14 protein-coding genes are annotated in these 12,628 nt (G+C 64.1%); 10 read left to right on the top strand and 4 right to left on the bottom strand.

Going from position 1 to position 12,628, the window contains the following annotated elements; all coding sequences use genetic code 11:
• The first annotated feature begins 22 nt into the window (after positions 1-22).
• Positions 23-1,081 carry an ABC transporter ATP-binding protein gene (locus AYM40_RS24265; protein WP_063498761.1) on the top strand — a complete coding sequence of 353 codons (1,059 nt, stop codon included), beginning with the start codon at positions 23-25 and terminating at the stop codon, positions 1,079-1,081.
• Positions 1,082-1,221: 140 nt separating this feature from the next.
• Here the strand turns inward: AYM40_RS24265 and AYM40_RS24260 are convergent, their stop codons facing one another.
• A complete protein-coding gene (locus tag AYM40_RS24260; RefSeq protein WP_063498760.1) occupies positions 1,222-2,109 on the bottom strand; it encodes a LysR substrate-binding domain-containing protein in 888 nt (295 codons plus the stop codon).
• 114 nt (positions 2,110-2,223) lie between these two features.
• Between AYM40_RS24260 and AYM40_RS24255 the strand changes: the two genes are divergently transcribed.
• A complete protein-coding gene (locus AYM40_RS24255; RefSeq protein ID WP_063498759.1) occupies positions 2,224-3,144 on the top strand; it encodes a DMT family transporter in 921 nt (306 codons plus the stop codon).
• 45 nt (positions 3,145-3,189) lie between these two features.
• Here AYM40_RS24255 and AYM40_RS24250 read toward each other — a convergent pair whose 3' ends face one another.
• The 3 genes from AYM40_RS24250 to AYM40_RS24240 all read right to left on the bottom strand — a co-directional run bounded on the left by AYM40_RS24250 (position 3,190) and on the right by AYM40_RS24240 (position 5,310).
• Entirely contained in the window at positions 3,190-3,441 is a 252-nt protein-coding gene (locus AYM40_RS24250) for a Txe/YoeB family addiction module toxin (RefSeq protein ID WP_063498758.1), read from the bottom strand.
• A gap of 10 nt (positions 3,442-3,451) precedes the next feature.
• Positions 3,452-3,745, bottom strand: coding sequence for a type II toxin-antitoxin system Phd/YefM family antitoxin (locus tag AYM40_RS24245; protein ID WP_063498757.1), 294 nt, complete (start codon positions 3,743-3,745; stop codon positions 3,452-3,454).
• Between the two features lie 266 nt (positions 3,746-4,011).
• Positions 4,012-5,310 (bottom strand): MFS transporter, encoded by a 1,299-nt coding sequence (locus AYM40_RS24240; protein WP_063498756.1) that lies wholly within the window; start codon positions 5,308-5,310, stop codon positions 4,012-4,014.
• 199 nt (positions 5,311-5,509) lie between these two features.
• Here AYM40_RS24240 and AYM40_RS24235 point away from each other — a divergent pair, with 199 nt between their 5' ends.
• The 8 genes from AYM40_RS24235 to mdcH are packed head-to-tail and all read left to right on the top strand — an operon-like array spanning position 5,510 to position 12,612.
• Positions 5,510-6,283, top strand: coding sequence for a GntR family transcriptional regulator (locus tag AYM40_RS24235; RefSeq protein ID WP_063498755.1), 774 nt, complete (start codon positions 5,510-5,512; stop codon positions 6,281-6,283).
• Positions 6,284-6,291: 8 nt separating this feature from the next.
• Entirely contained in the window at positions 6,292-7,962 is a 1,671-nt protein-coding gene (mdcA, locus tag AYM40_RS24230; RefSeq protein ID WP_063498754.1) for a malonate decarboxylase subunit alpha, read from the top strand.
• 2 nt (positions 7,963-7,964) lie between these two features.
• The gene (locus AYM40_RS24225) at positions 7,965-8,993 is read left to right on the top strand and encodes a triphosphoribosyl-dephospho-CoA synthase (protein ID WP_082855271.1); all 1,029 of its coding nucleotides are present in this window, start codon (positions 7,965-7,967) and stop codon (positions 8,991-8,993) included.
• Positions 8,981-9,295 (top strand): malonate decarboxylase subunit delta, encoded by a 315-nt coding sequence (locus tag AYM40_RS24220; RefSeq protein ID WP_063498753.1) that lies wholly within the window; start codon positions 8,981-8,983, stop codon positions 9,293-9,295. Before AYM40_RS24225 ends, AYM40_RS24220 begins: the two co-directional genes overlap by 13 nt.
• Positions 9,292-10,176 (top strand): biotin-independent malonate decarboxylase subunit beta, encoded by an 885-nt coding sequence (locus AYM40_RS24215; RefSeq protein WP_063498752.1) that lies wholly within the window; start codon positions 9,292-9,294, stop codon positions 10,174-10,176. The genes AYM40_RS24220 and AYM40_RS24215 overlap by 4 nt, the downstream gene beginning before the upstream one ends.
• Positions 10,173-10,988, top strand: coding sequence for a biotin-independent malonate decarboxylase subunit gamma (mdcE, locus tag AYM40_RS24210; protein WP_063498751.1), 816 nt, complete (start codon positions 10,173-10,175; stop codon positions 10,986-10,988). Before AYM40_RS24215 ends, mdcE begins: the two co-directional genes overlap by 4 nt.
• Positions 10,988-11,680 carry a malonate decarboxylase holo-ACP synthase gene (locus AYM40_RS24205; RefSeq protein WP_063500660.1) on the top strand — a complete coding sequence of 231 codons (693 nt, stop codon included), beginning with the start codon at positions 10,988-10,990 and terminating at the stop codon, positions 11,678-11,680. The genes mdcE and AYM40_RS24205 overlap by 1 nt, the downstream gene beginning before the upstream one ends.
• Positions 11,680-12,612 (top strand): malonate decarboxylase subunit epsilon, encoded by a 933-nt coding sequence (gene mdcH, locus AYM40_RS24200; protein ID WP_063498750.1) that lies wholly within the window; start codon positions 11,680-11,682, stop codon positions 12,610-12,612. Before AYM40_RS24205 ends, mdcH begins: the two co-directional genes overlap by 1 nt.
• Positions 12,613-12,628: the final 16 nt, after the last annotated feature.

Genomic DNA, 12,628 nt, shown 5'->3' with positions numbered 1-12,628 from the left:
ACGCTTTTTCCATCGGATTTTCATGAGTGAACTTCGTATCCGCGGACTGCAAAAATCGTTCGACGGCCATCCGGTGCTGCACGGCATCGATCTCTCCGTCGAGCGCGGCACGCTGCTCGCGCTGCTAGGACCGTCCGGCAGCGGCAAGACCACCTTGCTGCGCCTGTTGTGCGGCTTCGAACGCGCGGATAGAGGCAGCGTCGAAATCGACGGCCGCCTCGTTGCCGGCGACAACCTGCATGTGCCTTCCGAGCAGCGCCACATTGGCTATGTGCCGCAGGAAGGCGCGCTGTTTCCGCATCTTTCCGTAGCGGACAATATTGTGTTCGGCTTGCCGCGTACGCAGCGCCGCGCGCGTCACCGTGTAGCCGAATTGCTGGAGCTGGTCGGCTTGCCGGCGAACTTCGGCGCGCGCGCGCCGCAGCAGTTGTCGGGTGGCCAGCAGCAGCGTGTCGCACTGGCTCGCGCGCTCGCGCCGTCGCCGACACTGGTGATGCTCGATGAGCCCTTCTCGTCGCTCGACGCCGCCTTGCGCCTCGAAACGCGCCAGGCGGTAGCCAGTGCGTTAGCCGCGGCCGGCGCGACTGCCGTGCTCGTCACGCACGATCAATCGGAAGCGCTGTCGCTCGGCCATGAGGTCGCCGTGCTGTGGAACGGCCGGCTGATCCAGACCGCGACGCCGGAGACGCTGTACCGCAGGCCGGTGACGCGTGAACTCGCGTCGTTCGTCGGTGAAGCGGTGTTGTTGCCGGGCGTGGTCAAGCGGGATCGCGTCAACTGCGAGCTCGGAGATTTGCCGCTGTGCGAGCCGATGGGCAACGGCGCGGTCGACGTCATGGTACGGCCTGAACAGATCCGTCTGCTGCGTGCCGAAGAAACGATGCCGAACGGCGTGGTGTCTCATGACGCCATCGTGCAGGAGGTGATCTTTCAGGGGCAGGATGCGGGCGTCGCGCTGGAATTGCAGTCCGGCGCGCGGACGGTGGTTCGCGCGCGCGTGCCGGGGTATCTGTCGCCGCGGCCGGGCGAACACGTGCGGCTCGCGGTGGATGGTGAAGTGACCGCTTATCCGCGGGGTTGAGCGGCACAGTTAGGCCTGAAAGTTGAACCGCAAGGCTGAGCGGCGCAGTTAAGCCTGAAAGTTGAACCGCATGGCTGAGCGACGCGTAAGCGGCGTATCGAAGCAACACCCTTGAGGGGCGCGCTTCCATCGCTGCGTCATCACGCCGGCGCCGCCGCCCCGCGCGTTTGCGTGCGCAGCGACAAATCCTGCACCATCTGCGCGGCCAGATAATCGCACGTCGGCCGGTCCGATTTGGCGCTGCGCGCCACCACGATTTCCAGCGGCGTGATCTTCGGCAAACCTTGCGCTTCGCCGAGTATCGCCAGCCGCGGCGGCACGCTGCAGCGCGTGAGCGCGATCACCGAAAGCCCCGCATCCACGGTCGCCACCAAACCCATCAGACTTGCGCTGCTAAATGCCGCCCGATAGCGGATATGTGCGCCGTCGAGCGCCGCCAGCGTATGCTCGCGCGCGACACAGCCCGGCTCGTAAAGTCCGACCGGCAATGGCGACGCCGCCAGCACCGGCGTATCGACCGACGCCCCCACCCATACCATCGGCTCGCTGCGCACGAATTCGCCGCGCAATTTGCGGTCGCGCGTGACGAAGGCGAGATCGATCTTGTTATCGGCCAGCATTGGCGCGAGCGACGTGCTCTGCGCGCAGACGATCTCGATCTCCACGTGCGGATATAGATTCGAAAAGCGCCGCAACACCGGTGACAGCAGCGACGACACGTAATCGTCCGGTGCGCCCAGCACCACGCGCCCGGTCACCTCGGGCCGCACGATCGCCGACCACGCCTCCTCATGCAACGCCAACACACGCCGCGCGTATTCGAGCAGCGTATTGCCGGGCCGCGTGAGCGAGAGATTGCGCGTATTGCGGGCGAACAGCGTGATGCCGAGCATGGTTTCGAGCCGCTTGATCTGCATGCTGACCGCCGCCTGCGAGCGGTGCACGGTAGTCGAGGCCTTCGTGAAGCTGCCCGTTTCCACCACCGCGACGAAGGTGCGCAGCAAATCGACGTCGAATTCCGGGTGCATGATTTATCAATCCAGCTTATGGAATTACTCAATTTAATTCGTTTGTCGGTACCGCGCAAGCCGCGTAATACTTGTGACTCCATCTTATGTGACCTATTTTCGGAGCGGCTTCGCATGTCCCTCACCCAACGTCAACAAGGCGCCATTACGCTGGCCAGCGGCGGACTTTTGATGGGCACGCTCGGCATCTTCGTCGAGGAAGCGCGGCTCGGCGCGTTGACGCTGGTGTTCTTTCGCTGCCTGTTCGGTTTTCTTTCGCTCGCCGCGTATTGCGTGTGGAAAGGTTTCTTCACACGAGCGCATTTCACGCGGCGCACCGTCACGCTGGCGCTGATCTCCGGCGTGTTGATGGTCACGCAGTGGGTTGGCTTCTTCGATGCGATTCATCGCACCAGCATTGCCGTGGCGACGGTGGTGTTTCATGTGCAGCCGTTCTGGGTCGTGCTGATGGGCGCGGCGCTGTTTAACGAGCGCCTCGGCGTCGACCGGCTCGGCTGGATCGCGACCGCGTTCGTCGGGCTTGTGTTGGCCTCGGGCGTTGCGGCGGCCGGGAATCTGCAGGGGCACGCGAGCTATCTGATCGGCATCGGCGAGGCATTGGCGGGCTCGGTGCTATACGCGAGCGTTACGCTGATCGCCAAAGGACTCGGCAATTTGCGGCCGCATTTGCTGACACTCGCGCAATGCGCGGTCGGCGTGGTGTGCCTGCCTTTCATTGCGCCGCTCACTGCCGTGCATATCGGACCGATGCAGTGGTTCTGGCTGGTCGGCATGGGCGTGCTGCACACGGGGCTGTCGTATGTGCTGATCTACGGAGCGCTGCCGAAGCTGACCACGCCGATCATCGCCGTGCTGCTGTTCGTCTATCCGCTGACGGCGATCGTGGTCGATGCCGTTGTGTATGGGCGGGCGCTGTCGCTGCCGCAACTCGCGGGCATGGCATTGATCGTGATTGCGAGCCTCGGCGTGAATCTCGGCTGGCCGCTATTGTCGATGTTGCGTCCCCGCGGACGGGTGCGGCATCACGCGGATTGAGATTTGCCCTCGCGTGCATTTCCCGTTCACCCGCGCCCGGTTTTTTTAGTCGTCGTAGTGGAAACGGCAAGCGAACACATAGATCTTTCCGTCTCTCGGCAAATAAACCAGTCGATCAGCGTGAGTGATACGTCGCGACCAGAAACCGCTTAAGCTGCCCACCAGCGCTTCTGGCTTTCCAGTACCGCGATAGGGATCGCGCCGACACTCCTCTAGCAGCGTATTGATCTTGTGTAAGACCTTTCGATCAGTCTCCTGCCAGTACAGGTAGTCGTCCCACGCTTCGTCCGTGAACATAAAGACACTATCAGCCGTTGCGGCCTCCTCGTTGCAGCTTTTCTGTTTGTTCATCGGTCAGCAGGTCGCGCGAAGTCGCACCGCCGGCATTCAACTGAGCGATAGATTTGGCAAGCCGCTGGGCGTTCTTCGATGAACTCAACAGATACAAGGTTTCCTGCATCGCATTGAAATCCTCGAGCGAAACCATGACCACATTTTCGCCGCTCTGCCGGGTTATCAGCATGGGCGTGTGATCGCGGCAAACGTCGTCCATCGCTTGCTTAAAGCCGGCGCGGGCCTCGCTATAAGTAAGGACGTTCATTCGTTTTCTCGATCTGAGAGGTTTCCCTCCAGTCGCTCCTGTCAAAAAGTTAGAGACGTTTCCACCGCCAAACGGAGTACTTGTACCCTGGAGGCTGCCAAATGAGGTGGCGGCTCGCAGCAACAAAATCAAGCTGAGCCGCCGCAATCATTGTACAGAGTACTGTACATACCGGCAAACCCAAAACTGCGTAGGAACACGTCGTCCAACCGATAGGAAGCATGCCCGTTAGCGACCATGCCCGCCACTCAGCCAAACGGCCAGTCTCACTGCGGCAGCACCTCCCCCTTCGTCTCCGGTGCAAACGGAATCACGAACAAGCCGACGACAAACGCCAGCGCCGTGAGCGCCACCGGCACGCCCAGCGTATGCATATGCAGCACCGCCGCGCCGAGCAAAAAGTTGACACCCGCCCCGACGAACCGTCCGAACGAAGTACAAAACGCGAACGCCGTGGCCCGCACGCGGGTCTCGAACTGCTCCGGCAGCCACAAGCTGAACAGTGCAAAATTGCCGCCGAAGAAGCCCAGCACGAAGAGCCACGCGATAAACGGCGCGAGTCCATTCGGCAGATAGAACGCCCAGCCGAAACTGCCGACAATCGCCACCGCCATGCCGGTAAAGTAAATCGCCAATGTATTCTTGCGGCCGATCCGCTCGGCCAGCGGCGGCAATGCGAGACAGCCGAGAATAGTCGCAATCGACAGCAAGCCGGTTGCCAGCGAAGCCGTCCTGATCGCATCGTTCTTCGCCATGCCGGCCTTCGTCGCCAGTTGAATCACAGCCGATGGTTCATACACTGCGCCCGCCCACAGACCGATAATCGCGATCGTCAGCAGAATGCACGCGACCCACGTGCGGCGCCGATACGCCGGCCCGAGGATTTCGCGCAGCGGTTTGACGTGCTCCGTGCGCGCCTCCGCCTTCTGCCACTTTTCCGACTCCTTCACGCGCAGCAGCACCAGAATCGCGACCACGACCGGCACGGCGCCGGTCAGGAACATCGCGCGCCAGCCGAAATGCACACCGATCGTGTAGTTGAGCGCGGCCGCCAGAAAGAATCCGGCGTAGTAGCCCGTTTGCAGATACCCGGCGCCCATCTTGCGGCGATCTTCCGGCCATGATTCAGCCACGTACGTCCCCGCCAGCGCCCACTCGCCACCAATGCCGACGCCGGCAATGAAACGGTAGATGGCGAGCTCCCAGACGTTGTGCGAAGTCGCGGCAAGTCCCGTGAAAATGGCGAACGTGAAAATAGTGCCCGCCAACACCTTGGTGCGGCCGAAGCGGTCCGCCAACGGCCCCCAGATGAACGACAGCCCCCAGCCAACCAGAAACAGCGCGAACAGAATCGAACCGGCGAGGCCGACATTCGCGGGCGTCGCGGCGTACCCCGAGCGCGGCAACAACTCGGTCAACGCCGGCGTCAACACAAGCGCGTAGATGAACGAGTCCATCCCATCGAGCGTCCAGCCAGCCCACGCTCCCCAAAACCCTGCGATCTGCGAACGATTGAGCGGCGTGCGGCGCCGCGCGACCGACGTGCGCTCGGTTAGTGAACTCATCATGCTCCTCCGGCCCTGCGGTTGACGTACGTGGCGTACGTGGCTGACATAAAGGGAACGACGGGATGGCGCGCCTGTTAGTGAACCGATGCGCCTCGTATAACGTTATTAAGAGGGCACCGCAGACCGCCAGTGGTGAAAAGCTTTCCGGGTTTGCCCGCCTTTAACGGGCACATTTTCATATATAATATTTGATATCATGAACGATGCAATAGATGGTTTTCCCCTGGACGCTCCGGCGCGCACCCCGCTTCTACCCGCGGCGGCGCCGCGTGAGAGCATGTCCCACGTCATCGCGGAGGCGCTGCGCGCGGCGATTGTCGAAGGCACCCTGGCGCCTGGTGCGCCGCTGCGGCAGGACGCGATCGCGCGGCATTTTTCGGTCAGCGCAATTCCTGTGCGCGAGGCCTTGCGCCAACTCGAAAGCGAAGGCTGGGCGCGAGCCGCCGTGCATAAAGGCGCGACCGTCGCGCCCTTGTCGGCGGATGAAGCACGCGAAATCTATGAGATCCGCTCCGCGCTGGAGAGCCTCGCCATCGGCCTGGCGATTCCGAATCACACTGCTGCCACGCTGCGCGAATCCGCCAGCCTCTGCCGTGCCGCCGAGCGCGAGTCCGACCCGTCGCTGTATGTCGCGCGCAATGTGGCCTTCCATATGAGCCTGTATGCGCCGGCCGCCCGTCCGCAACTCGATGACATGATCGGCACGCTGCATCGGCGCGGCGAACGGTATTTGCGCCTCAAGTTCGGTTTGCCGTCGTACAAGGGCGAGTCGGACAACGAACACGCCGCCTTGCTCGACGCGGTACAACGCCGTGATATTCCTGCTGCACAGTCCCTGGTCGTCGCGCATCTGCTCGGCACCGGCGACTTGCTGCATCGTTTCCTGACCGAACGCGCGCAGGCGGAAGCCGCGCTTGCGAACCAACCCAAGCCGCGCGCCAGACGCATGCGCACCACCACCGGGAGCTGAATCCGCCGATGAACCGACCCGCCGAAGCCGCCGAAGCTTCCACCACTGCACGGTCCTGGACCACCCGCCGCGACGAAAAGAACCGTCGCCTCGCGGCCATTGCACCGTGGCTGGAAGACGGCATCCTGCCGACCACCCGCATCGTCGATGCGCTCGAAACACTGATTCAACCGGGCGACCGCGTCGCACTCGAAGGCGACAACCAGAAACAGGCCGACTTCCTGTCCCGTTCGCTTGCCAAGGTCGATCCGCAAAAGATCCACGACGTGCATCTGCTGATTTCGAGCATCAGCCGTCCTGAACATCTGACGCTGTTCGAGCGCGGCATCGCGCATAAGGTCGATTTCTCGTTTGCCGGACCGCAAAGTTTGCGCGTCGCGCAGTTGCTCGAAGACGGCCAACTGGAAATCGGCGCGATCTACACGTACGTCGAGTTGTACGCGCGGATGTTCGTCGATCTCACGCCGCACGTCGCATTGCTGTGCGCGGAAAAGGCTGACCGTCACGGCAACCTGTACACCGGACCGAACACGGAAGACACGCCGACCATCGCCGAAGCCGCCGCGTTCCGGCATGGCATCGTGATCGTGCAGGTCAACGAAATCGTCGATGAACTGCCGCGCGTCGACATTCCGGGTTCGTGGGTCGACGTGGTCGTAGAGGCCGATAGGCCCTTTGCCGTCGAGCCGCTGTTCACGCGCGACCCGCGGCATATCGGCGACCTGCAGGTGCTCACCGCGATGATGGTGATTCGCGGCATCTACGAACCGTACGGCGTGAGTTCGCTGAATCACGGCATCGGCTTCGATACGGCGGCGATCGAATTGCTGCTGCCCACCTACGGCGAATCGCTCGGTCTGAAAGGCAAAATCTGCCGCAACTGGACGCTCAATCCGCACCCCACCATGATCCCCGCGATCGAATCGGGCTGGGTCGAGAGCATTCATTGCTTCGGCAGTGAAGTCGGCATGGAGGCGTATATCGAGGCGCGCCCCGACGTGTTTTTCACGGGCAACGACGGCAGCCTGCGCTCGAACCGTGTGCTGTGCCAACTGGCGGGTCAATACGGTGTCGATCTGTTTATCGGCTCCACCTTGCAGATCGACGCGGACGCGAATTCGTCGACGGTCACGCGCGGGCGTCTTGCCGGTTTCGGCGGTGCGCCGAACATGGGTCACGACCCGCGCGGCCGGCGTCATTCGAGCGAAGCGTGGCTCAAGCTGCTGAAAGACCAGGGTCCGGTCTCGCGCGGGCAGAAGCTGGTCGTGCAGATGGCCGAGACGTACAAGAAAGGTGGCGAGCCGACCTTCGTCGACGAACTCGATGCGGTCGCCGTCGGCGCGAAAAGCGGCATGCCGATTGCCCCCGTGATGATCTACGGCGACGACGTGAGCCATGTCGTCACCGAGGAAGGGATCGCGTATTTGCACAAGGCCGAAGGGATCGACGAGCGGCGTGCGGCGTTGGCCGCGGTGGCCGGCGTGACGCCGATCGGGCTGCGCGCCAAGCCGGAGAAAACGGCTGAGTTGCGCCGGCGTGGCATCGTTGCGTATCCGGAAGATCTCGGCATTCGCCGCGGCGAAGCAAAGCGTTCGTTGCTGGCGGCACGCAGCATCGACGATCTGGTGACGTGGTCGGGTGGCCTGTACGCGCCGCCGGCCCGCTTCAGGAGCTGGTAACAATGGGCTCCCGCGAAGCTTTGCTCGAGCGTGCCGTCGAAGGCGCACCGCAGCAGGAGGCGGAAGCTGGACTAGCCGTCCTGCGCTGGCCCGTCGTACCAGCACGCTACACAGGTACGGTGGCGCATGCGGCAAGCACGGCAATCAGCGCTGCGGTGGCGCGGCACAGGGCGCTGTCCGATGCCCAACTTGCACGCTATGCCGTCACCGCGCTGATCGAAGAAGCGCAACTCACGCCGAAACCCGCGCTGGTCGACCGGCGCGGCAGCGGCGCGCATCGCGACCTCGATCTCGCCACCATGCTGCGCTCGGCACACGCGCTCGAGCCGACCTTCGCGGCGCTCGCACGCACAGCGCGCCGCCGTGGTGAACCATCCGCGCTGTTGCGTGCCGAACTCGCGCAAATCGGCCGCGCCGGTGAACAGGACATGTTGCATGCCACCGGCGGCAGCAACGCCCATCGCGGCGCGATCTGGATCGTCGGCCTGCTCGTGGCGGGCGCGTCGATGACGGGCGACACCGCGCATCTGAACGCGTCGCGCGTCTGCGCGCTCGCCGCGCAGATTGCGTGCCTCCCGGATCGCTTCGCCGCCCCCGCCGATAGTCACGGCGAGCGCGCGCGGCGGCGCTATCAGGTAGGCGGAGCACGCCGTGAGGCACAAGACGGTTTCCCGCACGTCATCGATATCGGCTTGCCCGCGTTGCGCGCAGCGCGCGCCAACGGCGTCGACGAAAACGCCGCGCGTATCGACGCCCTGCTCTCGATCATGGTGTCGCTCGACGACACCTGCCTGCTGCATCGCGCGGGTTTGCCTGGTTTGCGGACGGCGCAACAAGGCGCGCGCCTTGTACTGCAAGCCGGCGGAAGTTCCACGCCCGCTGGGTACACCGCCCTCGTTGCACTCGAACACGCATTGCTGTCGCTCAACGCATCCCCTGGCGGCGCAGCCGATCTGCTCGCCGCCACCCTCTTTCTCGACATGCTGGCACATCACGACGCCAGCGGGAGCTCCGCCTCATGGAACATCTGACCTTCGACTATCCGGCGCAACGCGCCGTCACGACCCGCGCGCATGTCGGCGTGGTCGGTTCGGGCGATCTGGAAGTGCTGCTGTCGCCTGCTGAAAACGGCGCCGCCCTGACCGCGCATGTGGTCGTGCGGACCAGCGTCGACGGCTACAGCCACATCTGGAAGAGCGTGCTCGACCGCTTCTTCACCCGTTATGACGGTGCGGCGCAAATCGAAATCAACGACTTTGGCGCGACACCCGGCGTGGTGGCGCTGCGGCTCGCGGAAGCCATCGAAGCGGCGGAACTGGGAGACGGCGCGTGAACACAATCGCTACCGCACGCCCTGCGCCCATGCTGCGCGAAAGCTTCATTGAGCTGCCCGCGCGCGAACGCGCCCGCTCGCTGCTCGACGCCGGCACGTTCCGCGAACTGCTCGGACCGTTCGACAAGATCGAGTCGCCGTGGCTGCCGCTGCAAGGTGTCGTCTGCCAGGCGGATGACGGCTGCGTGATCGCGCGCGGCACCATCGACGGCGAGCCCGCCGTGGTCGCCGCGATCGAATCCGCATTCCAGGGCGGCAGCATCGGCGAAGTGTCGGGCAGCAAGATCGCCGCCGCGTTGGAAATGGCCTTGCGCGACTGCGAACGCGGCAAGATCGTGCGTCCTGTCGTGTTGTTCGAAACCGGCGGCGTGCGGCTGCAGGAAGCTAACCTCGGCCTCGCGGTGATCGCCGAGATTCAGGCCGCGATCGTCGCGTTACGCCGGCATGTGCCGGTAGTCGGCGTGATTGCGGGGATGGTGGGCTGCTTCGGCGGGATGTCGCTTGCCGCGGCCTTGTGCTCGTATCTCGTCGTGACGAAGCAGGGGCGGCTCGGCATGAACGGCCCCGAAGTGATCGAACAGGAAGCCGGTATCGAAGAACTCGACGCGAGCGATCGGCGCCGAGTGTGGCAATTGATTGGCGGCGAACAACGGGCTGCGACCGCGCTCGCCGATCAACTGGTCGACGACGATGCGCACGCGGTGCGCGCCGCCGTGCGCTCAGCATTCACACAAGGCGTGCCGGCTGCGCATCGCAGCGAACAGGTCGACATCTTCCTCAACCGCCTCGCGCAGATCGACCCGGCCAGCGTGACGCCGGACACGATGCGCGATGTGTACAACCCACATGCGCGGAACAACGCGCGCAAGGAGCAGGCATGAGCGATACCCCCCTCAGCCGCGGCGCGCGCTGGTTCCACGCGTTAGCTGGCGAACCGTCCGGCAAGGCACCCGTATGGAGCGGCGATGCGTCGCTCGGCGGAGAGACCGCGCGCTTCATTGCTGTCGTCCCCGATCCCGACAACCGCTTTCCCCGTGCGACCGATAACGTCGTCGGTCTCGAGCAAGGCTGGCAGCTCGCGCGCGCAGTACGCGAGGCCATCGCGCAGGACGAAGCGAGCGGTACGCGCCGCCCGATTGTCGCGATCGTCGATGTCAAAAGCCAGGCGTACGGCTACCGCGAAGAAATGCTCGGCATTCACCTCGCTTGCGCCGCTGCGGTCGATGCATACGCGTCGGCGCGCGACGCCGGCCATCCGGTGATCGCGTTGATCGTCGGGCCGGCCATGTCGGGCGCGTTCCTCGCGCACGGCTATCAGGCCAACCGGATCGTCGCACTCGACGCGCCCGGCACGATGGTTCACGCAATGGGCAAGGAAGCGGCCGCCCGGGTCACGCGGCGCACCGTCGAAGCACTCGACGCGCTCGGCGAAACCATTGTGCCGATGTCGTACTCGATGGCGTCGTTTGCCAAATTGGGCCTGCTCGATCAACTAATCGAAGGTGTCGACGCCGATGCGCCGGATGCCGCGCAAATCGAGCGCGTGCGTCAGGTGTTGACCGGGCAGATTCGCAACGCGCGCGATGGCAGCCGCGGTCTGTCGCATCGTCTCGAATCGGCGGCGGCGCAAAAGAATCGCGCAGCGTCGATCGAAGTGCGGCGTCGTCTCGCCGAACAATGGGACGCCGTGTAATGCGGGTCTGCGCAGCACCGCCGTTTGCAGGCGATCACGCGTTGTCGTGCGACGCGCATTGGCAACCGCATGACCTGCTGCGCTTGCACCGTTTGCGGCAGTCTGACGGCGAACCGGTGTGGCTTCATGGGTCGTTCGAGCGCGCCCCGTATGCGGTCGTAAGACGCGCGCTGGCCGCTGACGGCTTCGTGGCGATCGGCTTGCGCGGTAGGGAACGGTCGCAGCGTTACGGCACATGGGCGCATCGAGACGATATTGAAACCGCCGTGCCGCCAGAAGCGTTAGCGCGACGCAGCCCTCTTGCGGAGCGCAATGCGTTGCCTGCTTTCGCGGCCCTTGCCGCATTACAAGGCGACACCGCCGGCGCGTTGGCTGAATTCGTCTGGGGACCAACCGGCAGCGCGGGCTTCGAACTGGCAACTCAGGCACCCGCCGTCACTTTTTCGAGCGATCTCGATCTGCTGATCCGCGCGCCGGAGAAACTCTCGCACGGCGCGGCCATTCAGTTGCTGAACCATCTGCAAGCAATCGCACAGCGCGCCGGCATTCGCGTGGATGCTCAACTGGAAACGCCCGCAGGCGGCGTTGCGCTGGCCGAGTGGGCAGCGGATAAAGCACGCGTGATGGCGCGCCATGCTCGCGGCCCGCAGCTGGTTGCCGATCCGTGGGCGCCCGCTCACGGCGATGCCTGATGCTGGCCCTTCTGTTTCCCGGCCAGGGCGCGCAGTCGGATGGATTCCTGCACCGTCTGCCGCAGCACCGAGCTGTGACTGAGACACTGGAAGAAGCGTCTCAGGTGCTCGACACCAACGTACTCACACTCGACACACCAAACGCGCTGCGCTCGACCATAGCGGTTCAGGTCGGCTTGACCGTCGCGGGCGTGGCGATCACGCGCGCACTGGCAGATGAACAGCTCACGCCGGAGATCAGCGCGGGTTTGTCGGTGGGGGCGTATACAGCGGCGGTCAGTTGCGGCGCGATTCGCTTTGGCGACGCGTTACGGATGGTTCGAAAGCGCGCTGAATTGATGGAGGCGGCGTACCCGTCGGGCTACGGTCTCGCGGCCGTGTCGGGCTTGACCGAACACCAACTCGAAACGCTCGCCGCTCTGCAAGCAAATGCAGGCAATCAACGCGTCTATGTTGGCAATGTGAATGCGCCGCGTCAGATCGTCATGGCCGGAGCGAATGGTGCGCTGGACAGGTTCATCGAACGCGCGCTGGCGGCAGGCGCCCGCAAAGCCATCCGTCTTGCGGTAAGCGTGCCGTCACATTGCGAACTGCTCGCGCACGCCACGGACGAACTGATTGCATACGCACAGGAATTACCTTTTCACACGCCGCAAAGCACCTATATCGGCAATCGCGGCGGCCGCCCTCTGTACACAGCGGACGCCATTCGCGACGATCTCGCGACCAATATGCGCTACACCGTACGCTGGTTCGACGCGCTCACCGTCATGCAGGAAATGGGCGCGCGCGTGCTGATTGAAGCCCCGCCGGGCCAAGTGTTGACGGACATTGTGCGTGAAAATTTTCCGGATACCGCCGCGCTCGCTGCGAGCAGCTTCTCGTTCGACAGACTTGTGGCGACTGCCCGACGGCGCCTCGAGCCAGACTGAGCACAAGCACGCCGCC

It is taken from the genome of Paraburkholderia phytofirmans OLGA172, from assembly GCF_001634365.1.
Taxonomy (GTDB): domain Bacteria; phylum Pseudomonadota; class Gammaproteobacteria; order Burkholderiales; family Burkholderiaceae; genus Paraburkholderia.
The sequence above is the reverse complement of the archived record's forward strand: the minus strand, read 5'-3'. Positions and strand labels throughout refer to the sequence as shown.